General features: G+C 43.6%; 16 protein-coding genes. 11 read left to right on the top strand and 5 right to left on the bottom strand.

Features of this window, described 5'->3' with window-relative positions:
* Positions 1-68: 68 nt before the first annotated feature.
* Positions 69-917, bottom strand: coding sequence for a 4-hydroxy-3-methylbut-2-enyl diphosphate reductase (gene ispH, locus B9N78_RS16800; protein WP_085104445.1), 849 nt, complete (start codon positions 915-917; stop codon positions 69-71).
* Positions 918-1135: 218 nt separating this feature from the next.
* Between ispH and B9N78_RS16805 the strand changes: the two genes are divergently transcribed.
* From B9N78_RS16805 to hpnH, 5 genes are all read left to right on the top strand, one after another.
* Positions 1136-2518, top strand: a complete 1383-nt coding sequence (locus tag B9N78_RS16805) for an aspartate aminotransferase family protein (protein WP_085104447.1) — start codon at positions 1136-1138, stop codon at positions 2516-2518.
* A gap of 87 nt (positions 2519-2605) precedes the next feature.
* Positions 2606-5296, top strand: coding sequence for an MMPL family transporter (locus tag B9N78_RS16810; protein WP_245805580.1), 2691 nt, complete (start codon positions 2606-2608; stop codon positions 5294-5296).
* A gap of 8 nt (positions 5297-5304) precedes the next feature.
* Entirely contained in the window at positions 5305-6099 is a 795-nt protein-coding gene (locus B9N78_RS16815; RefSeq protein WP_085104580.1) for a PhnD/SsuA/transferrin family substrate-binding protein, read from the top strand.
* The gene (locus B9N78_RS16820; protein ID WP_085104449.1) at positions 6096-6953 is read left to right on the top strand and encodes a tetratricopeptide repeat protein; all 858 of its coding nucleotides are present in this window, start codon (positions 6096-6098) and stop codon (positions 6951-6953) included. The genes B9N78_RS16815 and B9N78_RS16820 overlap by 4 nt, the downstream gene beginning before the upstream one ends.
* A gap of 39 nt (positions 6954-6992) precedes the next feature.
* A complete protein-coding gene (gene hpnH, locus B9N78_RS16825) occupies positions 6993-8006 on the top strand; it encodes an adenosyl-hopene transferase HpnH (RefSeq protein WP_085104451.1) in 1014 nt (337 codons plus the stop codon).
* A gap of 133 nt (positions 8007-8139) precedes the next feature.
* Here the strand turns inward: hpnH and B9N78_RS16830 are convergent, their stop codons facing one another.
* The 3 genes from B9N78_RS16830 to B9N78_RS16840 form a co-directional block, all read right to left on the bottom strand.
* A complete protein-coding gene (locus B9N78_RS16830) occupies positions 8140-8859 on the bottom strand; it encodes a phosphorylase family protein (RefSeq protein WP_085104453.1) in 720 nt (239 codons plus the stop codon).
* Positions 8860-8988: 129 nt separating this feature from the next.
* A complete protein-coding gene (locus B9N78_RS16835; protein ID WP_085104455.1) occupies positions 8989-11478 on the bottom strand; it encodes a Lon protease family protein in 2490 nt (829 codons plus the stop codon).
* A 19-nt stretch (positions 11479-11497) separates the two neighbouring features.
* On the bottom strand, positions 11498-11920 hold the full coding sequence (locus tag B9N78_RS16840; protein ID WP_085104457.1) for an Hsp20/alpha crystallin family protein: 423 nt from the start codon (positions 11918-11920) through the stop codon (positions 11498-11500).
* Between the two features lie 344 nt (positions 11921-12264).
* Here B9N78_RS16840 and B9N78_RS16845 point away from each other — a divergent pair, with 344 nt between their 5' ends.
* The 6 genes from B9N78_RS16845 to B9N78_RS16870 all read left to right on the top strand — a co-directional run bounded on the left by B9N78_RS16845 (position 12265) and on the right by B9N78_RS16870 (position 18342).
* Positions 12265-13056, top strand: a complete 792-nt coding sequence (locus tag B9N78_RS16845; protein ID WP_085104459.1) for an amino acid ABC transporter substrate-binding protein — start codon at positions 12265-12267, stop codon at positions 13054-13056.
* Positions 13057-13059: 3 nt separating this feature from the next.
* On the top strand, positions 13060-14097 hold the full coding sequence (locus B9N78_RS18225; protein ID WP_085104461.1) for an amino acid ABC transporter permease: 1038 nt from the start codon (positions 13060-13062) through the stop codon (positions 14095-14097).
* Positions 14098-14862, top strand: a complete 765-nt coding sequence (locus B9N78_RS16855; RefSeq protein ID WP_085104463.1) for an amino acid ABC transporter ATP-binding protein — start codon at positions 14098-14100, stop codon at positions 14860-14862. It abuts the gene before it with no gap.
* 143 nt (positions 14863-15005) lie between these two features.
* Complete coding sequence (locus B9N78_RS16860; RefSeq protein WP_085104464.1) at positions 15006-16103, top strand: FUSC family protein; 1098 nt, start codon at positions 15006-15008, stop codon at positions 16101-16103.
* Positions 16100-17197: an FUSC family protein gene (locus B9N78_RS16865; RefSeq protein ID WP_085104466.1), complete on the top strand. Its 1098-nt coding sequence runs from the start codon at positions 16100-16102 to the stop codon at positions 17195-17197. The genes B9N78_RS16860 and B9N78_RS16865 overlap by 4 nt, the downstream gene beginning before the upstream one ends.
* Before the next feature lie 26 nt (positions 17198-17223).
* On the top strand, positions 17224-18342 hold the full coding sequence (locus B9N78_RS16870; RefSeq protein WP_085104468.1) for an AI-2E family transporter: 1119 nt from the start codon (positions 17224-17226) through the stop codon (positions 18340-18342).
* A gap of 38 nt (positions 18343-18380) precedes the next feature.
* Here B9N78_RS16870 and B9N78_RS16875 read toward each other — a convergent pair whose 3' ends face one another.
* Positions 18381-20804, bottom strand: a complete 2424-nt coding sequence (locus B9N78_RS16875; protein ID WP_085104470.1) for a bacteriohemerythrin — start codon at positions 20802-20804, stop codon at positions 18381-18383.
* Positions 20805-20806: the final 2 nt, after the last annotated feature.

The following is a 20806-nucleotide window of genomic DNA, read 5'->3' on the forward strand; positions in this document are numbered from 1 at the left end:
AGCCCGCAATTTAAATAAAAATTGCGGGCTGTTTTAATTTTAACTGTTTTCAGCTGATTCGACTGAAACTAAATTTCTTCAAGGATCTGCTGAATGCTGTCGACAAGACGCTTTGGAGTGGATGCGCCGGCTGTAAGTCCTATTCGCTTGAATTTTTTAAGTTCTTCCAGCGGCAGTTCCTCAGCCATTTCAACATGAGTGCATCTGATTCCTGCTGTTTCGACAACCTGAACTAATCTGCGGGTGTTCCCGCTGATGCGCCCGCCTACAACTATCATGTGATCCACTTCGCTGGAAAGAGCGATAGCTTCTTCCTGTCTCTGACGGGTTGCATCACATATGGAATTCAGTACAATTACATCAAGACCTTTGCTTTCAAGGTATTTAATAATCTCTTCGTAGATAACGCGGTCTTGAGTGGTCTGGGCTGCTAAACAGTACCTTCTGTTCGGGTCCAGCTCTATGGCTTTGAGTTCTTCTGTGCTGTCAAAAAGGCATGTGCCTGATGGAGCATAGCTCAAAAGCCCTTTAACTTCAGGATGGCTGTCTTCTCCATAGAGCAAAAGGACTCGTCCGTCTGTTGTGTTACGTTTGATAAGAAGTTGAGCTTTTTTAACTTTAGGGCATGTTGCATCAATTACGTTGATGCCACGTACGCGGAGTTCTTCTTCCACATTTTGCGGAACTCCGTGAGCTCTGATGACCGCAAACGAACCTTTAGGAATTTCTTCAGGAGATTCGGCTGTAATCACACCTTTTTTTTCATACTCTTCAAGAACTTGCGGGTTGTGAATGATCGGTCCTAAAATATATATAGATCCGCGGTCCTTGCTTTCAATCAATGAGTCTAACTTGTTTAAAGCAAGGTCAACTCCCATACAAAATCCGGCTGTTTCAGCCCTGACGACTTTCTCCATTATCTATAGTCTCCTTTGCAGGCAGCAATTATATTTAAGCCTGTTTTCTTAATCATAAATATCGGCGCAAATCTACAGATCAAAAGCCGTTTTGGCAATGTTGTTGTCAATATTATAAATTACTGGCAAGAGATTGACCGCGGGGAGCAAGCAGAGTATTTTTTCGTAAGTTTCTTTAAATAGAAAAAAATATTAAATTTATAGTGGAGTTTTAAATAATGAGTTCTGAGATTGTAAATAAATATAAAACAAGAATTGCAGAGGCTTATACTCTGCATCGTAAATTTGTTAATCCGTCTTTTGTAAGAGTGCTTGAAGTTATCGGATATGATCGGAATTATGTGTCCGCCGAAGGCGCATACCTTACAGATGCAAACGGTAAAAAAGTTTTAGATTTTCTTGCCGGTTTCGGTGTTTATAATATTGGCCGTAACCATCCTCATGTCGCAAAAGTTCTGCATGATACTCTTGATGCGAAAACCGCCAGCCTTGTACAGATGGATTTAGGAGTACTGTCCGGGATGCTTGCTGAAAAGCTTGCGGAAATAGCTCCCGGTGATCTTGAAGCTGTCTTCTTTACAAACTCCGGAACGGAAGGTGTTGAAGGTGCTCTTAAATTTGCTCGGCAGGCAACAGGCCGCCACAAACTTGTTCATTGCGATCATGCTTTTCACGGTCTGACTCTCGGTTCGCTCTCTGTTAACGGTAATAAAGAATTCAGAAACAGAAATGAACCCTTGCTGCCGGACTGTTCAAGCGTTCCTTTTAATGATTTGGGTGCTCTTGAAAAAGCTCTTTCCGGCGGAGATGTCGGAGCATTTATATTTGAAACCGTGCAGGGAAAGGGAGTTTTTGTACCGGAAGACGGATACCTCCAAGGTGTACGCGAATTATGCGACCGTTACGGAACATTGATGATTGCCGATGAAGTTCAGTGCGGTCTCGGCCGGACAGGTAAAATGTTTGCAGTAGACAACTGGGGTGTTAAACCGGATATTCTCGTTATCTCTAAAGCTCTTTCCGGTGGATATATCCCTGTCGGGGCGATTATTACCACCCGTGCTATACACACTAAGGTTTTCGATTCAATGGAAAGGTGTTTTGCCCATTCAAATACATTCGGCCAGAATGATATGGCTATGGCTGCGGGGCTTGCTACAATCGAAATTCTTGAAAATGAAAAACTTTCAGAAAATGCAGCAAAAATGGGTGACAGAATTCTTGTCGGTATGAAGAAGCTTGCTGAGAAGTATGAAATGCTGACTGAAGTACGCGGAAAGGGTTTAATGATCGGTATGCAGTTCGGAGAGCCTAAGTCTTTGGCTCTTAAAGCCAGCTGGAAGCTGCTCCATAAAATGAATGATGATTTATTCTGCCAGATGATAACCATGCCGCTACTTGCTAAACATGATATTTTAAGTCAGGTCGCAGGTCACGGTCTTGATACTGTTAAAATACTTCCTCCGTTAATGATTAACGATGAAGATGTAGATAAGTTCCTTACTGCAATGGACGCAGTGCTTAAAGAAGCTCATAAAATTACAGGTTCGGGCTGGAAAACTGTTAAAGATTTGGGGATTCGTACAGCTCGTACTTCTTAATAGTTTCAGCAAAATATAATGGCTGCCTAAACTTCTCAACATATTGAAAAGACCCGAATATTTTATAACGTTTCGGGCGTATTTTCTGTGGATATATTTAAAAAAGTTCAAGATTTTTTGATACTCGGTCTTTGGCGCATGGTTCGCACATGCCCGGGGACTGTGGTCATATGCGGTCTTATTTTGGCCATTATTTGCGGTGTCTCCTCCGCGCTGTACCTTAAACTGGACAGTGATCAGGATAACCTTATTTCGCATAATCTTCCTTTCCAGAAACGGAATCTTGAGCAGATTAAGAATTTCGGTGATCAGGAATACATGTTCGTGGTTATTGAAACAGGCGGGACTGAGCAGGGTAAAAAACAGGCTGCTCTTTTTGCAACGTCTCTTGCCGATAAGCTTCAAAAAAAGCCTAATATAATTAAAGAAGTTCATTACGCCATGTCTGCAAAAGATATGGGGCCGGGCGTACTCATGTTCGCTTCGGAGAGCGAACTGCATGATTTTGTCAAACTTGCCCGTAATATAGGGCCGCTTGGACATGAATGGTTTAATGGTCCGGGACTGGCAAAGTTTCTGGATATGAATGCAGAACTGCTCAGCGGTAAAAAAGATATGGGCGGCGCGACAGCTCCTGAAATGCTCACGCCGATGATAGGAGCTTTAGATTCGCTCGTCGGGAAAATGGATAATGCTCTAAAAGACGGGGCGGATTCTTTTAAGAGCTCAGATTCCGTGCTGGATCTGGATAAAGCCGGAATGCAGTATTTTTATACCCGCAACGGCAAACTCCTGATTATGCGCATTCTGCCGAAAAAAGATTTTGCGGCAATGACCGTTATCGGTCAGGCTCTTAAAATTGTACGTGAATCACTTGATCAGACCCGTTTAGAATTTCCAGATGTCAGTGCCGGACTTACCGGAAGACCTGTTCTTTCCGCTGATGAAATGATCACGACTAATAATGATATGACTATTGCTTCGATTGTCTCTGTTCTGCTGGTCGGGCTGCTGTTTATGGTAGTTCTTCACGGCTGGCTGAGACCTGCGCTGGTCATGCTTTCTCTTTTTTGCGCTATGGCGTGGACATTCGGTTTTGCACTGGTCTCGCTGGGTAGCCTTAATCTTTTATCTATTGTTTTTGCGCTTGTTCTTGTCGGCATCGGTGTGGATTTCGGTATTCATATTGTGCTGCGTTATGTTGAAGGTACTGCAGCGGGTCTTTCGCCTGATGAAGCCGTCAGGGAATCATTGGTACATACAGGACCGGGCGTTCTTCTCGGCGCAATAACTTCAGTCTGCGCTTTTTACGCAGTGCTCGGGCATGAATTTGTAGGTCTTGCAGAGCTTGGGCTCATCGGCGGAACAGGAATCATTTTCTGCCTTATTTCCATGCTGACGGTTCTTCCTTCACTTTTGCTCATTGCCGGCAGGCGGAATTTATTCCCGTCTTCTCATCCGCGCATGACGACCATGCCCTTCATGGAAAAGGTTATCTCCCGTCCTAAAACCGTTCTTGTTGTCGCGGTAATATTATCGGCTGTAGCTTTTCCAGGGTTGATGAAGGCCGGATTCAACTATAATCTTCTTGATCTTCAGGCAAAAGGTCTTGAGTCAGTTGAGTTTGAACATAAAATAATTAACGAATCCGATGAATCAACATGGTTCGCAGTTATGACACGGCCTGACCTTGAAAGTGTAAAGGCTCTAACACAACAATTAAAAGAAATTCCCTCTGTCGGGCGGATTGATTCTATTTTAAATTTTCTGCCCGAAAGTCAAAAGGAAAAAGCTCATATTTTACGGGGTGAAGCCAAGTATTTAGACGGTATGGACTTTAACGCCGATCCTGTCGCTCTTAAGCCTGAGCAGGTTCTAAGTTCACTTGAAAGTTTAACTGATTCACTTGAAGGGCTTGAGGAAAAATTATTTTCTGCCGGAGCTAAAGATGAACTTAAGCTCGTTTCAGCTCTTTTGGATAAAACTTCAGAGTGTATGGCTCTTATAAAGAAGAATCCAGCGTCTGCGCAAAATCTTGTACCGCTTCAGACGGGACTGGTCAGCGAGCTTTCGTCTTCATTTAAATGGCTTAAAGAAATTTTAGAAGTTCGCTCAGTAAAACCTGATGACCTTCCTGAACATCTGCGTTCTTTATATATAGGCCGAGACGGTAGCTATATGGTTAAAATATCTCCGGTCGGCAATATATGGGATTTTGATTTGCTCAAATCTTTTGTTGCGGACCTTAGAAAAATTGACCCGATAGTTACAGGAGTTCCGGTTGTTGTCTTAGAATCTTCACTGCTGATGCGGGACACTTTCACAGACGCCGCCGTGGTCACAATTATACTGGTTTCAATAATTTTATTTTTAACGTCATTCAGTCTAAGCTATGTCCTGCTTACTCTTATTCCGCTTGTAGTCGGTATTTTCTGGCTGCTTGAAATGATGGGAGTCACGGGGCTCAGTTTTAACTTGGCTAACTTCTTTGCGATACCTATTCTTATAGCAATCGGGGTTGACGGAGGTGTTCACTTTTTTGCCAGATGGAAAGAACTTTCAAATGGCGAGAGACTTTATGACACAAGTACTCCCGTTGCAGTCGGACTCAGTTTCTGCACCACTATGATCGGATTCGGAGGGTTGCTTTTAGCTCATCACAGAGGGCTTGCTTCTCTTGGCGGGATAATGGTTGCCGGATCTGCAACTTGTATGGTTGGTTGTATGATAGTGTTACCTGCTATTTTCAGACTGATGGAAAAGTTTAAGAAAGGATGATTTTTATAATGCTCAGGAAAATATTAGCTATTACTTTACTCGTTATTGTTACAGTTTCGGGAGCCGCTTACGCTTCCCCCAAAAACGGATCATTTGATTTTGTAATTATCGAGCCGGGGCAACCCGGAACATCCGCTGATGCCCAGCCTGTAATGGATGACTTAGCAAAGTATCTGTCTGCTAAAATGGGAACTTCTGTGAGCGGAGTTTATTTTAATGAACTCAAACCAGCTCTGAAATATCTTGCTGATAATAAACCGGCATGGGGAATTTGCGGACTGACTTTTTTTAAAAGTTACGCAGATAAGTTTATGCTGACTCCTGTCGCGTCCACCATGCCGCAGGGACTGGATAAGGATATCTGGAGAATTATGGCCCCTTCTGACGGGCCGGATTCTGTGAAAGATATTAACGGGACTGTTTACGGTTCAATGCTTTACACTCCTGATGCCCGTAAAATCCTTTTCGGTAAAGGTGAAGCTGAAATACCGCTTGTTATAGAAGGAACATCAACGCCTCTTAGCAAGTTACGCTGGGTTAATAGAGGCAAGGCTGCCGGAGTGTGTCTGAATTCAGTTCAGTTTTCGGTACTCAGCGGTATGGATAGCTTGTCGAGTTTAAAGGTTGTTTATGAATCAAAAAAACTTCCTAACAGTCCGGTAGTATGGTTCGGTAAGGCGACTGATGATGCTTTTCGACTTCAGGCGATTTTGCTTGATATGAAAAAGGATCCTGCTGCTGAAAGTTTACTGAAACTTTTGCAGACAAACGGATTCGGAACTGCTGACAAGGAGCTTAAATGATTTTATCACTTCGCATCGTAATGATCGCTGTTTTATCCTGTTTTTTGTGCAGCTGCGCGGTAAAGGGAACAGCGAAAACTAGCTCTGAACCTACGAAAAAAAATGCGTCTACAGAGAAAGTCGCGTCTAAAACCGTTGCGAAGTCCGAATCAAAAAAGAGTCCTGCAAAAAGTTCTGATTCGAGTTCTAATCCTGGCGCTACCCCCAGAGCCGTATACGAGGATAAAGATGTCCATCTTTGGAAACCATGTTCAATTGATGACGCTGAAAAATTAGGGGCGAGTACAAAAGATAGCGATCTGCTTAAGTCCGCCGCATGCTATGCTTCATTATTTGAAAGCAAATCTATTGATAAAACCAAGTATGCCGAAGCCGGACAAAAGGCGATAAAAGCTTATCTCGATAAAAACTCTAAAAGTGGCGTCGGACACTATCTTTATGCCTATTTAGTTGGTAAACATGCGCAACTTTCGCCCTTGAGCGGACTTGACCTTGTGCCTGTCTTAGAGCAAGAAGCACTGCTGTCTGAAAAGCTTTCTCCGGAAGTAGATTTCGGAGGGCCTGACAGAATGCTTGGCGAACTTTATCTTGAAGCGCCTTCCCCTCCATTTAGTGTCGGGAATTTAGGTAAGTCTTTGGATCATTTTGAAAAAGCTGTGAAACTAGCTCCTGATTTTTATTTGAATCATCTTGGTTACGGAGCAGCTTTGCTTGAAGACGGTGAAAAAGATAAGGCATGTGTTCAGTACAACGCAGCACTAAGCAGTAAAGGTTTTAATAAAGAATCATTGAAAAATGATACATATCACAAGTTAGTAGATGCATGTAAAAATCCATCTGCTGCTGAAAAATAATAAACCCGTCGTTTTTGCGGCGGCAAAGAGGTTAGGATTTTGGCAATTCCTGCAGTACAAATAGCTAGACTTGGTAAATATATTCTTACACAGGCACTTAAGGGTAACAAACATTATCCTCTTGTTTTAATGCTCGAACCCTTGTTTCAGTGCAATCTGCGCTGCAAAGGGTGCGGTAAAATTAATCAGTCGCCAGCCGTTTTAAATCAGCGTCTGTCGTTTGACGAATGCATCTCAGCTGTTGAAGAATGCGGAGCACCAATTGTTTCTATTCCTGGCGGAGAGCCTCTCCTTCACCCTGAAATGCCTGCAATCGTTAAAGAGCTTATCAGACGTAAAAAGTTTGTATATCTCTGCACTAACGGGATTCTAATTCCTGAGCGCATCAGCGAGTTTAAACCAAGCCCGTATTTGACTTTCAATCTTCATCTTGATGGTTTGGAAGAAATTCATGATCGTGTTGTCTGCAAACAGGGCGTATTCCAGTCTGCCGTCAGAGCAATTAAGCTGCTTAAATCAAAGGGATTCAGAGTAAATACCAATACAACTCTCTTTGGCGGGCAGACTCCTGAAAAAGCAGCTGAGTTCTTCGATTTTCTAACTGACCTAGGTGTTGACGGAATGACTCTTTCCGCCGCATTCAGCTATGAAGCCGCAGCCGATCAGGACAGTTTCCTTACTCGCGAACAGAGCAAAAAACTTTTCCGCGAAATTTTTAAACTCGGTAAAGGCAAAAAATGGGATTTCAGCCACAGCAGCTTTTATCTCGACTTCCTCGCCGGAAACCAGAACTATTCCTGCTCCCCTTGGGGCAATCCTTGTCGTTCCGTACACGGCTGGCAGCGTCCCTGCTATTTGCTCGAAGACGGATTTGTTTCAACCTATAAGGAACTTATGGAAAAAACTGACTGGGATAAATACGGAGTCGGTAATGATCCGCGCTGTGCAAATTGCATGGTTCATTGCGGATTTGAACCAACCGCTGTTGCCGATTCAGTCAGGCGTCCGCTTAAGGGCGCAATGCTGGCGCTTAAAGGTGTGAAAGTTGATTAGTTTTACATCACAGACTAAAGAGTAACCTTTTTTAAAAGTGTTTTCTCTGATCTGATTTATCTAAAGTATTCATTAAAAAAATCCCGCTTGAGCGTTGCTCGGGCGGGATTTTTTTGAGCTATAATTTAGCAGTTTATATGAAAATTTTGCCGAGGCTTTTTAGAGCCTTTGAATAATCCATCCCCATAGGTATCAACTCAAATATCAGGGTAGGGTGGGTAAAGATCGCTTTTAAGATAGGCATAAGTTGAGTTTTACCGTCGGGCGTTACTCCGTTTAATGATTCTGCAGGGATGGCTCTGTCAGCTCCGTCACTGATAGCTCTGATACAGGCGAAAGGTATTCCCGCTGTAGCGGCAGCCGTTGCTACTGCGATACTTTCCATATCTGCGGCAAGTGCTCCGGTTGTGTCGTGTAGCGCATTTTTATCTTTTGTCGTCAGCACCGGAGCTGACACTGTGATCATGGGGCCGGAGGGAATTCTTCCATAGGCAGGCAGGAGCTTGTTACGAAGCTCCTCATCCTGATCAGATTCATGCCAGGGTTCGAAATCCGTTAATTCTGAATGAATTGTAGATGCTGCCAGCAGGTCTCCGGCAGCTGTTCCGCGGGCAAGTCCTCCCGAAACTCCGGCACTGAGTATCAGGCTGGGTTTTTTATCGGCAAGCAGTGTTGCAGCCTGTTTTGCACGTTCGGTTCCAATCCCGGAAATAATGCACAAAAATTTATTTCCATCCGGCAGGATTCCAGACAGCAGTTCAAATTTACCAAGCATGCTTTTCTCAGATACAGGACAAATAGCCTGAGCTTCCTGTTCCATCGCGGCTACAATCCCTATTATTTTATCCGGCATATATATTCCCTCATACTTTTTACTGATGAATCGGCAGGATAGAATAGAAGGGCTGTATGGTAAAGAGCCGCAGAACTGTATTTGTCCTGCGGCTCTCATTTTGCTGAGGTAATCTTATAAGAGTGATTCTTAACCAGAACAACATCCACCGGAGGAGGGTTTCTTTTCTTTGGACGTTTCATCGCCACCGCCGAATTTTTTTAACCCTTCAGCAAGTTCAATCAATCTCACATTAGCTTTGCCGTAGATTGAATCTGCGGGGTATCCCTTTTTAAGGTCCAATTCTCCAGCCGGTTTTCCTGTTAAAATCTCAATTCCCTGCGAGATGCTTTCAACCGACCAGATGTGGAATTTACCGTCTTTAACCGCCTCGGCAACATCTTTGCGCAGCATGAGGTCTTTAACATTAGGCTCGGGGATCATTACCCCTTGTTTACCGGTTAATCCTGCATGTTTACAGCACAGATAGAATCCTTCTATTTTTTCATTCACTCCGCCGATAGGCTGCACTTCTCCTTTCTGATTAACTGAGCCGGTAACAGCTATATCCTGACGGATGGGAACATCTGCCAAACTTGAAAGCAGTGCATAAAGTTCGGTGGAGGAAGCTGAATCTCCGTCGATTCCGCCGTAGGATTGTTCGAAGGCTATACTTGCAGTAAGGGATAGCGGTTTGTCCTGAGCAAACTTCTGGCGCAGAAAACCTGAGAGAATAAATATACCTTTGTTGTGAGTGGGGCCGGACATGTCGGATTCGCGCTCAATGTTGATAATTCCTTCTTTACCCATAGCTGTAACAGCTGTGATGCGCGATGGCTTTCCAAAGGAGTAATCACCAAGTGAGTAGACCGCCAATCCGTTTACCTGACCGACTTTTTCTCCGTCCGTATTGATATAGATACTGCCGCGGTCGATCATTTCCTGAAGTCGTTCTTCCATCTGGTTGGAACGTTTTCGGTGTGCGCTTAGAGCCTTATCAACATGGTATGAGGTCACAAACTCTGATCCGTTGCGTCCTGCAAAGTAGTTTGCTTCTCCCATCAGGTCTGCAAGCAACGGAAATGAGGTTGATATTTTTTCCTGCCTGCCTGCCATGCGTACAGCTTGCTCAATGATGGCTGCAACACCAGTGCGATCGAAATCCATCAGCTTATCTTTTTTAACCATGTTGCTTACAAATTTTGAAACAGCTGTAATTGCATCATCATTACGATCCATAGATGTTTCAAAGTCCGCTCTGACTTTGAATATTTTAGAAACATCGGGGTCATAATGACGAAGTAACTGGTAGAGATGAGGTTCACCCAAAACAACAACCTTAACGTCCATATCAATCGGCTCAGGTTTAAGACCTGACGGGGATATGAAGTAATACGGGTCAAAAGTCTGGATTTCAATTTTTTCAGTTTTAAGCGAACGCTTGAGGGTGGGCCATACTCCCGGTTCCACAATGGAATCCATAAGGTTGATGACCAAGTATCCGCCGTTAGCTTTGATAAACGACCCGGCCTGAATTTTAGTGAAATCAGTTCGCCAGCCCCCGTGCCGGTCCATAACTCTTTCAATCGATCCGAAAAGATTGCGGTAAGTAGGATAGGATTCAAAAATTACAGGAGGACTGCTTTGCTCAGAGTTATCCACCAGTAAATTTACCTGATACGGATGCATGATTGCTTCTGCCTGCGGCGGCATAAACATCATTCCACCCTCACCGGGTTGCGGCTGTTTGCCTATCATGCGCAAGGTTTCAAGATCCTCGCTCATATGCTCAAGCATATCGTCGAAATGTTTTACTATTTTGGGATCAGTATATTTATCGCGCAGCGGGATCATCAGATCCTGAGCCAGAGTCATGAACATCATTTTGTCCACATCTTCACTCTTTTTCTTAACTTCCTTTTGCAGCTTGCGGACCTGGCTCAGTATATTATCTACATCTTCTTTCAGCTCTTTTTGCTTTTCTTTAAGTTTTTCAAATTCTTCACGCGGATAGCGTCCTTTTTCAACTTTTTCTTCCAGTTGAATCATACGCATCGGTTCTCCGTCTACTAACGGAACTACGTCAGGCCGTTGAAACGGGCCCATTTGCATATTTACAATAACTAATCCGGAATCTTTAACTTTATCTTCAATTCCCTGAAAGAATTCACGGGTTTGTTTTTCGTGTAATTCAATAATTTCATTTTTGCGGGCAATGTATTCCTGACTTTCAAACAGTTGAGGAACTTCACGCTTAATGCTCTCTAAAAAGTCGTGAGTATCCTTTTTGAATATGCTACCTTCGCCTGCCGCCATGCGTATGAGGATGGGAGATTCGTTTGCTTTGAAGTTATTAACATAAATCAGATCATCCGGAATCTTATCAGATTTTGAAAGATTTTTCAGAAGCTTTTTTACTGTTGCCTGTTTACCTGTCCCGGCCGGGCCTGTTACAAAGATATTATACCCTTTAAGGCCCATACCCATCCCGAATTTAAAAGCTTCAACACCGCGGTTCTGTCCGATAATTTCTTCGTCAGCTGCAAGATCTTTTGTCGAGTTGAAAGATAACTCTTCGGGCGCGAGGGTCCATCGTAGTTGTTCGTGATTGAGTTCTCTGCGTTTGATTATAGAAGTCATACTGATCTCCGTCTTTATTCTATTCAGCTGTTATGAAGATTTTTCTCTGCGGTTTAATGATGCATTTGAGCAATACGATTTCCAGTACTCCGTCTTTAAACGTGGCGCGTACATTTTCCGGATCTACTTTGCACGGCAGAGGGATAGTCTTTTTGAAATGATCGGTTTTCCTGCCGCCTTGAAAGGTGACTTTTTTATCACCGGAAATAGTCATTGTTGTTTCTGTCACAGTAACTCCCAGATCTTCAGCTTGAAAACCTGGCATGACGGTTCGCACAACAAGTGATCCTTCCTGCTCGCGCATTTCTGTTCTGGGGGTGCAGTCAATTATTCCGCAAACTGAAGGAATGCCGTAATCAAGGCACAGACTGTCAAAGAGTCTATCCATGTCATTTTTAAGTTTTTCTATTTCCCGGCTTCCCCACGAATTCAGGTTGGGCATTTGTGATCTCCTTTCTTTTCGAGTGGAAATATAATCTGAGAATAAGTTATCATATGGCTGAAAAGATTAGCAACCGCTTTAGCAAATAAAAGTAGTTTCAAGTTTCTTTTGTAAAAAATGATTTATTTGGAGGTTGCACGTATAATAATTAAGTGGGAAAATGACTTTAATGTTATAAACAGTATGAATTTGCTTTTTTGTATCGGTTCAGCCTTGCATGTTCATGGTTCATAAGATATTTGGTTTATCGCTTCAGGATTATTAAGGAAGGGTTAAAATTATTTTTTGTGATGTTTTTAATTCTTTTGCCGGTGTGGAATGTAACAAATATTTGAGGAGTGCACATGAAAAGATTATTAGTAATTCTTATGGTTGCTATGATGTTGGCCTTCGCGGTTATGGCTCAGGCTTCTGACAATTCATGGAACAAGGTCAAAGAAAGCGGAAAGCTCAGAATCGGGCTTGATGATGCTTTCCCGCCAATGGGTTTTCGTCTTGACGATGGCAAACTTGTCGGCTTTGATGTTGACGCAGCTGAAGAAGTCGGAAAGCGTCTTGGACTCAAGATTGAATGGCAGCCAACTGCATGGGACGGCGTCATCCACTCACTCAATTCCGATAAATTTGATTGCATCTGGAACGGAATGACAATCACTGCTGAACGTCAGGCTAAGGTTCTTTTCACAAAACCTTACATTATGGATGGACAGATCGCAGTTGTGTCTATGGGTAGCAAGGCTGTTAAATCATTCAAAGACCTTGGCGGAAAAATTGTCGGTGTTCAGAAAGGTTCACCTGCTTTAGAAGCTGCTAAGAGCCTCAAACCTGCTCCTTCTGAAATCCGTGAATACGATACCAACCCTAAAGCATTTCTTGATCTTGAAGCAGGCCGCATAGCCGCTGTTGTTGTAGATAATATCTCCGGCCGCTATTATATGGCTACACGTCCCGGAAAATACATGGGTCTCCCCGGATTCATTTCCAGCGAACCTTTCGGTGTAGCTTTCCGCATGAATGATAAGTCACTTGAAGAAAAAATTCAGATAACCATTGATGAAATGGTCGCTGACGGAACCATGGGCAAGCTCTCCCGTAAATGGTTTGGTGAAGATATTACCAATCCTGCTAAATGGTAAAAAATGATTATATTAGTTAATAGATTAGGAAAAAGCGGGGCTTTTTTTGCCTCGCTTTTTCTGCTGTTTACTCTCCTGACTGTTGCAGCTGTTTCCGTTGCCGGTGAAAAGTCCGACGTGCTTTTAAAACAGGCTCGTGATGCTCTTGCGCTTGGTCATATCGATCAGGCTGAATCGTTGTTTGAGCAGATTCCCGCTCCCGGTCCTGAAGGTGACGACGGTGAGTTTGTATATTCCCGCATGCAGCTCGCGCGGATGAGTTTTTCTCTAAAAAATCTGAGTAAAGCTAAAAAATATAGCGAAGAAATTATTGCTGTTTATCCGGATAATATTGAAGCTAAAAATTTTATAGTTTCTGTCGACAGGGCTGTACGTCCGCAGTGGCGTAAAGTCATTGATGATTGCTTACGCTTTTTGCCGTCGCTGATGAAAGGCGCGTCGATGACGCTTCTGCTCGTATTTTTTACGATGATAGTTTCTCCTGTCGGAGGGCTGCTTATTGCCCTTGGCAAGATAAGCAAGATGCAGCCGTTTTCTGGTATAAGCTGGTTTATTATCTGGTTTTTCCGCGGCACTCCGCTTCTTTTACAGCTTTTCTTTATTTACTACGGGTTGCCTGCAATGGGGATAACTCTGTCGCCGCTTCTTTCAGCTCTGATAGGTTTAGGAATAAACTATTCCGCATACCTCGCCGAAATCATCCGCGCCGGAATTCAGTCAATAGATCACGGCCAGACAGAAGCAGCGAAAGCTCTTGGTATGACATACGCTCAGACCATGCGCCGGGTTATAATCCCTCAGACGTATAAGCGGATTATTCCTCCGTTTGCTAATGAATTTATTGCTCTTATTAAGGATACAGCACTTGTTTCAACCATTGCGATGGTTGAGCTCATGCGCGCGGCAGACCAGATGTTCAACGCATATTTCAATATTACCGTGCTTGTTCTTGCTGCATTTATTTATCTTGTTTTTACAACCGTGTTCACCTTTGCGTTCGAAAAAATCGAATACAGGGTGGGGGTATACGAAAGGCGTTAAATGGAAACCATTTTAGAATTAAAACAGGTTGTTAAACGATTCGGCTCTCTCACTGCGGTGAACCATATCGATTTGAAAATTAAGCGCGGAGAGAAGGTTGTTATTGTCGGACCGAGCGGGTCCGGTAAATCGACTCTTTTGCGGACTATGAATTTTCTTGAGACCATCGATTCCGGTGAAATTTTGTTCGAGAAAGAACCATGCGGATATGTCACCCGCGGCGGTAAGCTGGTGCTTGATTCTCAAAAGAATCTATGTGCGTTACGTTCTGAAATAGGCATGGTTTTCCAGCAGTTCAATCTTTTTCCGCATATGACAGTTCTGCAAAATGTTATGGAAGGGCAGATTACTGTCCTGAAAAAAAGTAAGGAAGAAGCTAAAGATACAGCATACAAGATGCTGGATAAAGTCGGCCTTCCTGATCGCTCGGATGTTTTTCCGGTGACTCTTTCAGGCGGACAGAAACAGCGTGTTGCCATTGCGCGCGCACTTGCTATGCAGCCTAAAATGATGCTGTTTGATGAACCGACCTCTGCACTTGATCCTGAACTTGTCGGAGAAGTTTTTGATACAATCCGTTCGCTTGCAAACGATGGAATGACTATGGTAATAGTCACTCATAATATGGGGTTTGCCAGAGAAGTTGCAGATACAGTAATTTTTATGGAAAAAGGCGATTTTATCGCAAAAGGAACTCCGGGCGAGTTTTTCTCCGCTACAGAGTTGCACCCTAGAATCAGCGAATTTTTAGATAAGTTGTTGTAGACTTTTCCTCCCGGGGAAACCGATAACGAGTCGGAGCTGAAAGTAGAAACGCCTGCGAATTATTTCGCGGGCGTTTTGTTTTTCGGTTAGTTCAGGTTTTGCGTGCTTGCAGTTCAGGCTATGCTGTTTTAATGATGTAGGTAATGAATAAAATAATATCAGACTTCTATAGAGTCTTCATCCACCCAATTGATCCAGGCTTATTTATAACAAAATATGCAGCTAAATCTGTTGTTGCATGTATTGTTGCCCTCGCTCTTTCGTACTTGGTCGGTTTCCGTGGTCATAACTTGGCTTGGTGCGTGTACGGATCATTGATTGTTGTTATCTTCAGGGCCGGTAACACACTTAAAAAACGCAAAATGGTAGCGGCTGCTATTTGTTTTGCCACTATCATCCTTGTACCTGTTACCACCGTCTTAGCCAGTCATTTATATCTTTCTGCTGCTTATCTTTTTATTTTATCTTTTTTGATCTTTTTTACGCCTGTTATCGGCGGAACGGCTGCATCGACAGGAATCGGGGTGTTAATTGTCAATCTTATAGCATTAAATTCGCCTGATACGTTCACAGCCGGACTTTTGCGGTCAGGGTGTATTCTTTTTGGCAGTACAATTTCATATTTTGTTATTTTCCACCTTTGGCCCTTGCATCCTGAGAAAATTCTTTCAAAAGCAGGCGGGGTCGCGCTGTCTGATATAGGCGATTATTTCAGGGCCGTGGCAGAGTCGGACGGTACTCCTGAAGACCGTAAACGCATTACGGTAATTCATGACAGATCAATTGAGTCGCTTAGGCGTTACAGAAGATTTATGGAGGCCATGAACATTGATCCTGTGAAGAATCTTGGTAAATACGAAGGACCGTCTGCTCTTTATGCTTTGCTGATAAGGTTGCTAGAAGCCGTTGTGGGACTTGCGAACAGTGCTAATTTCGCTGAGCATAGCCATGCTTTTACCATGCTTAGATTTAAATTTTCAGAATTAACTTTGAAAAGTTCGATTGTTTTTGATGTTCTGGCTGCAAAAGTTTCTACCGGTAAAGGGAATATTGATCTTAGTGAGATAAATTCTGGAATATCAGAGCTTGAACGAGAATTGTTGGATCTTGGCGCATATAAAAGGGATGGCGGGCTTCGTGATGAGTTTTTGGAAGCGTGGGGAGCCTTGTACGGTCTTAGAAATTTAAGTCTTGAATTTGATGAAATGAGCCGCGTTACCCTCGGCGGGGGGGCGGTGTGATAAAGGAGGCTTTACATACTTTACGCAAAGAAATGCGCTCTGATTCCCCTCCGTTCAGACATGCGGTGCGGGCGGCGATAGCAATTACCGTGGCAGTCATTGCTTCAAGATATCTCGGCCTACGTCACGCCATGTGGCTTCCGGTAAGTGTTATCGTGATCATGCGCCCTTCTGTAGGAGGAACACTTCGGCTTGGTTGGCGCAGGCTGTGGGGGACAGTTCTCGGGGCTTCTCTTGGAGTAGGAATCCTTATTCTTGATCCGGGGAATAAAATTTTAGCCGGGTTGATAATACTTTCATTTTTTCTGGTTATTTTGCTCCGCGTCTATAACTATACGGCTTTTTCATGCGCATTAACGGCCGGAGTCATTTTACTGCTGGGCATCTTTTTTGTTGATGGCTGGCAATTCGGGGTAGAGCGTGTTCTCGATACTGTTCTTGGAGTTGCCATAGGAATTGCCGCTTCTTTCGGTGTGTGGCCTAACATGGCCAGGAAAAATCTTCGCCAGAAGATGGCTGACCTTATACACTCGCAGGGTGTTCACTTTGAAAAACTAAGTGAGTCATATCTTTCCGGCGGTGTAAGTGAAAGCGAGCTGGTTGAATCCCGCATTGCCGCATCTCAAAAGCTTGATGAATGTGCTGAAGCTTTCCGCGAAGCTTGCGCTGAGCCGGGATTAAGATCATGGCAAAGAGAGAACCTCACTCGATTAATCAGAGTTTTTGTTCGCATGCACAGTTTGCTTATAGCAATGTCTACCATTATTCGCAGAGGATATGGCGGCCCTCTTCCAGCTATAGCTGACGGAATGCGAAATGTTTTGCTGATGACTCAGCAGCATTATGCATGGCTTGAAAATTACGCTCTTGAGTCTGAGCACTGCGAAATTCATCCTGATTTTGAAAATGTTATTAACGATTTTATGCTCGCAGTCGGGGATGCCCGCGTTCGCGGTGATTTTGAAGATGTGCCGCTTGAAAGGCGGAACAATATTTCAGCGTTCATATGGAATATCCGTTCACTTGGCGGAGAAATAGCGCGCGCAGGGCGCAGAATCTGTGAACTTCGTTACGGTCGCGAGGAATCGTCTTAACCTCTTTAATCCAAGGAAAGTGATAAATGTCGCAAAGCGATACTCCATATACTTTTGACAGGGTAGTCCGGCTTGTGCTGGCGGGAACTTCTCTTTGGCTTACGGTCCTTTTACTTTCGTCTTTAAGCGAAGTGTTGCTTCCTTTTGCGGTTGCGCTGACACTCGCATATCTGCTTAATCCGCTTGTTGAACTGACTGGTAAAATCATTAAAAACCGGATGGCTGCGGTGCTCGTCACCTTGACAGTAATAATTGTTCCGGCTGGCAAACTTCTCTGGGTAGCTTTGCGAATGGTTGGATCAGAACTAAGTCATATCGGGCAGTTACTTGCTATTCTTGTTAATGACTCGGCTGCGGCAAAACGCGCTGCAGAATATTTACCGGCAGACTTATGGAAGTTTGTGACGGATCTGGCGAAAAATGACGATGTCCGTAGTTTTTTGAGCGAAGCAGGCGTGACCGATATGCTTCAAACTTTAGCGCATAAGGCTGTCCCGGGAATTGTAAATCTGGTAAGCGGTTCCGCGCAGGTTCTTGTCGCATTCGCCGGTATATTTGTGATAATTTTATATCTTGTTTTTCTGCTGGCTGATTATGATAAACTTCGCAGTTGGCGTTCACAGCTTCCTGAAAAATATCGTGACAGGGTATCCTCATTTATTGACGAATTCACCCATATATCTAATCGCTATTTTCGCACGCAGGCTTTCATTGCTCTTATTATCGGGTGTCTTTTTTCAACAGGATTCCTTATTATAGGCTTGCCGCTAGCCATCCTGTTAGGGCTTCTCATCGGCGTGCTCAATATGGTTCCATATTTACAGATAGCAGGGCTTATACCTGCATTTCTGTTTGCAGGAGTGAGCGCGCTTGCAACAGGAACAAGTTTGTGGGCTGGATTTGCCGGAGTTGCCGCGGTCTTTGTAGTTGTGCAGATTATACAGGATGCTGTGCTGGTTCCTAAGCTTCAGGGTGAAAGTCTGGGACTGTCGCCGTGGATGATTCTGCTGTCGTTGTCCGTATGGGGAAAGCTGTTAGGCTTTTTAGGGCTTGTTATGGCATTGCCGCTAAGCTGTATGGCGCTTGCTCTTTATCGGCAGTATGTTGCGGGGCGGGATGTAATAAAAAAGGGTCTACAGCCTTAACTGTAAACCCTTTGAAGTTATTTTGTTCTTTAGAGGCCTTATTCTATGGCACTTTTGATGGTAGGGGCGTATTTTGTGTCAATTCCTTTTATGTGGTCAGTGAGCCAGTGTTTAAGAAAAGCCATGAGTTCAGAGCTCATGGCTATCTTGCCGTTTTTGAACTCTTTTTCGAATGTCTTAACCTGGGCAACAAGGTCACTATGAATTTCTTTATGTTGCTCGATGTCCTCGTAGCCGTGTTTTTCCAACATGTTCTCTTCAAATTCAAAGTGACTGACTGTGTACTCCCTTAATTCCTTGAAAATTTCCGCAAGAACATCAGCTCCTTTGCTTTGGCTCATGGCGCCATTCAGGAGGTTAATTAATTCCACCAACCGTTTGTGCTGGCTGTCGATCTCATCAATTCCAAGCATAAGGGAATCATTCCACTTGATAAGATCTTTGTATTCTTTCAATCTAACCTTTTTTACTTGTGAAGAAGGAACTGCAATAACTGGTTTTACCGGTGGAACCGGCTGCGCAGGTTTGCGCTTTGGCGAGGATTTCAGCCATGTGTTAGTTTCGATTGGCAGCACTTTCGATACCAATTCAAGCGGTTCGTGATCCTTTGAATCTTCGTTAACGTCATATGCGCTATTTTCATCTAATTCAAAAAAATCCATAGTCTGCTGCAATGTGTTGACCTGAGTGTAAAACGATTCCGACATGGACGTGAGATTTTCCGCAGTAGAAACATTATCTTGTACTACATGACTTAACTGCTGTATGGCGCTGTTTATTTCTTCTGTTTCTTCTCTTTGTTCAACAGAGGCCGCAGCTATTTTCTGTATCAACTCAGAGTTGCCCTTGATATCCGGAACCAGTTTTTCCAGCCGTTGGCCGGCCTGCGTTGCCACTTGAACCGTAGATTTTGCAAGGTTGTTGATTTCGGAGGCGGCTATTCTGCTCAGTTCTGCTAGTTTACGAACCTCTGCCGCAACCACCGCAAACCCTTTGCCCATCTCGCCTGCTCGCGCGGCTTCGATTGCTGCATTGAGGGCGAGCAAGTTGGTCTGGCGTGCTATTTCTTCGACTACCGTGATTTTCTCTGCAATGGTTTTCATGGAATCCACGGCTTTTGTCATTGCTTTACCACTTATTTCAGCGTCTTCGGAAAGGCGTAATGAACCTTCTTCAGCCTGACTTGCGTCCTTTGTGTTCTGCTGGATCGATACAGTCATCTGTTCCATGGATGATGAAATGTTTTCTAGGCCGGCGGCTTGAATAGAAAAGGCCTGATCCAGCTTTTTTGATGCGTGATCCATGTCTTTGCCGTTATAAGTCAAGTTGTTAACTATATCTTGAATCCTGCATACGATCCCTCCAACTTCCGTAGTAACGGAGTTGAGATAATTCGCCAGAATACCAATTTCATTGTTCATCTCCAAGCTTAGCCTCTCTGTGACTTTACCACGGGCTATACCTCTGGCAAAGTCAATGGTTTTGTTCATCGGATAGGTTACGTTGCGATTTACGAAAAAAAATACGCTGGCTATGATTGTCAGGAGCGCACAGAATATAATGAGTATGAGCAGCTTTGCAGTCTTCATTGTCTGATTCAGGCTGGTTAAGACTCCAGCACTGGGTTCTGCTATGAGATTAATTCCCATCAGGTTGCCGTTAACATCACTCAGCGTTTTTGATGTAATGAAATATCCGTTTTGTATTCCGTATGTGTTTGCGAGCAGTGTCGGCAGGTCAATTCTGCTGAAGTAATTGGAAACATTTTTGGAAAACCATTCGTCATTTGCAGAGTGGTATTGGCCGATTTTGATGTTCTTATTAATCTTTGCAATGCTATTTGATATTTCAGGTGTGATAAGCAGCATGTACAAACTGTTTTCAGTTTCAAAGTCTTTGGCAATATTTCCTAATCCTTGAATGAATTGCAGATATCCAACATGTTTACCCTGATAGTTCAAAAGTGCGGTTCCTCGCAGAGTTATGCCGCTTTTGTCCACTACAAATCCGGCTACAGCTTTACCTGATTTCCTGACTTGCATAAGTATTGGCTTTATTTCTTCAGATGTTTCACCGAATTGTCCCGGGGCCCAGCTTTTGAAAAAAATTTTCCCTTCGGAATCCAATATTTGAATTCTTATGTCATGAAAGTTTGATTCAGTTTTGAATGCTGCGACGATATTATCGACAATCCTCGTCAGTTCTGAACGATTCTGACCTGCAAGCAGTTTAGGAATCTCGCCGGAGTTTGCGAGGGAAATGGTATTTGTGATGGCGATTTTTTTCCCTTTATCGATGCGTTGTTCAAGGATTCGAATTAATTCCTGCGATTTTTCTTGCATCACGTCCGCTGTGATTTTTTTGTTTTTGTAGTAATAGACTGCACAGCATACTATGATTATAGCTCCTGTAATCAGCAGTAAGCGCTTCAGAAGCAGACCGTTCAGATTTTTTTTCTTCATGT

This window comes from Desulfovibrio gilichinskyi (genome assembly GCF_900177375.1).
In the GTDB taxonomy this organism is placed as follows: Bacteria; Desulfobacterota; Desulfovibrionia; order Desulfovibrionales; family Desulfovibrionaceae; genus Maridesulfovibrio; species Maridesulfovibrio gilichinskyi.

Bases quoted from the DNA above. Each gene is read 5' to 3' on its own strand.
- B9N78_RS16860 (WP_085104464.1), top strand. From the start codon at position 15,006: ATGAATAAAATAATATCAGACTTCTATAGAGTCTTCATCCACCCAATT.
- ispH (WP_085104445.1), bottom strand. From the start codon at position 917: ATGGAGAAAGTCGTCAGGGCTGAAACAGCCGGATTTTGTATGGGAGTT.
- B9N78_RS16830 (WP_085104453.1), bottom strand. From the start codon at position 8,859: ATGCCGGATAAAATAATAGGGATTGTAGCCGCGATGGAACAGGAAGCT.
- B9N78_RS16815 (WP_085104580.1), top strand. From the start codon at position 5,305: ATGCTCAGGAAAATATTAGCTATTACTTTACTCGTTATTGTTACAGTT.
- B9N78_RS18225 (WP_085104461.1), top strand. From the start codon at position 13,060: ATGATTATATTAGTTAATAGATTAGGAAAAAGCGGGGCTTTTTTTGCC.
- B9N78_RS16855 (WP_085104463.1), top strand. From the start codon at position 14,098: ATGGAAACCATTTTAGAATTAAAACAGGTTGTTAAACGATTCGGCTCT.
- B9N78_RS16835 (WP_085104455.1), bottom strand. From the start codon at position 11,478: ATGACTTCTATAATCAAACGCAGAGAACTCAATCACGAACAACTACGA.
- B9N78_RS16805 (WP_085104447.1), top strand. From the start codon at position 1,136: ATGAGTTCTGAGATTGTAAATAAATATAAAACAAGAATTGCAGAGGCT.
- B9N78_RS16870 (WP_085104468.1), top strand. From the start codon at position 17,224: ATGTCGCAAAGCGATACTCCATATACTTTTGACAGGGTAGTCCGGCTT.
- B9N78_RS16875 (WP_085104470.1), bottom strand. From the start codon at position 20,804: ATGAAGAAAAAAAATCTGAACGGTCTGCTTCTGAAGCGCTTACTGCTG.
- B9N78_RS16845 (WP_085104459.1), top strand. From the start codon at position 12,265: ATGAAAAGATTATTAGTAATTCTTATGGTTGCTATGATGTTGGCCTTC.
- B9N78_RS16840 (WP_085104457.1), bottom strand. From the start codon at position 11,920: ATGCCCAACCTGAATTCGTGGGGAAGCCGGGAAATAGAAAAACTTAAA.
- B9N78_RS16820 (WP_085104449.1), top strand. From the start codon at position 6,096: ATGATTTTATCACTTCGCATCGTAATGATCGCTGTTTTATCCTGTTTT.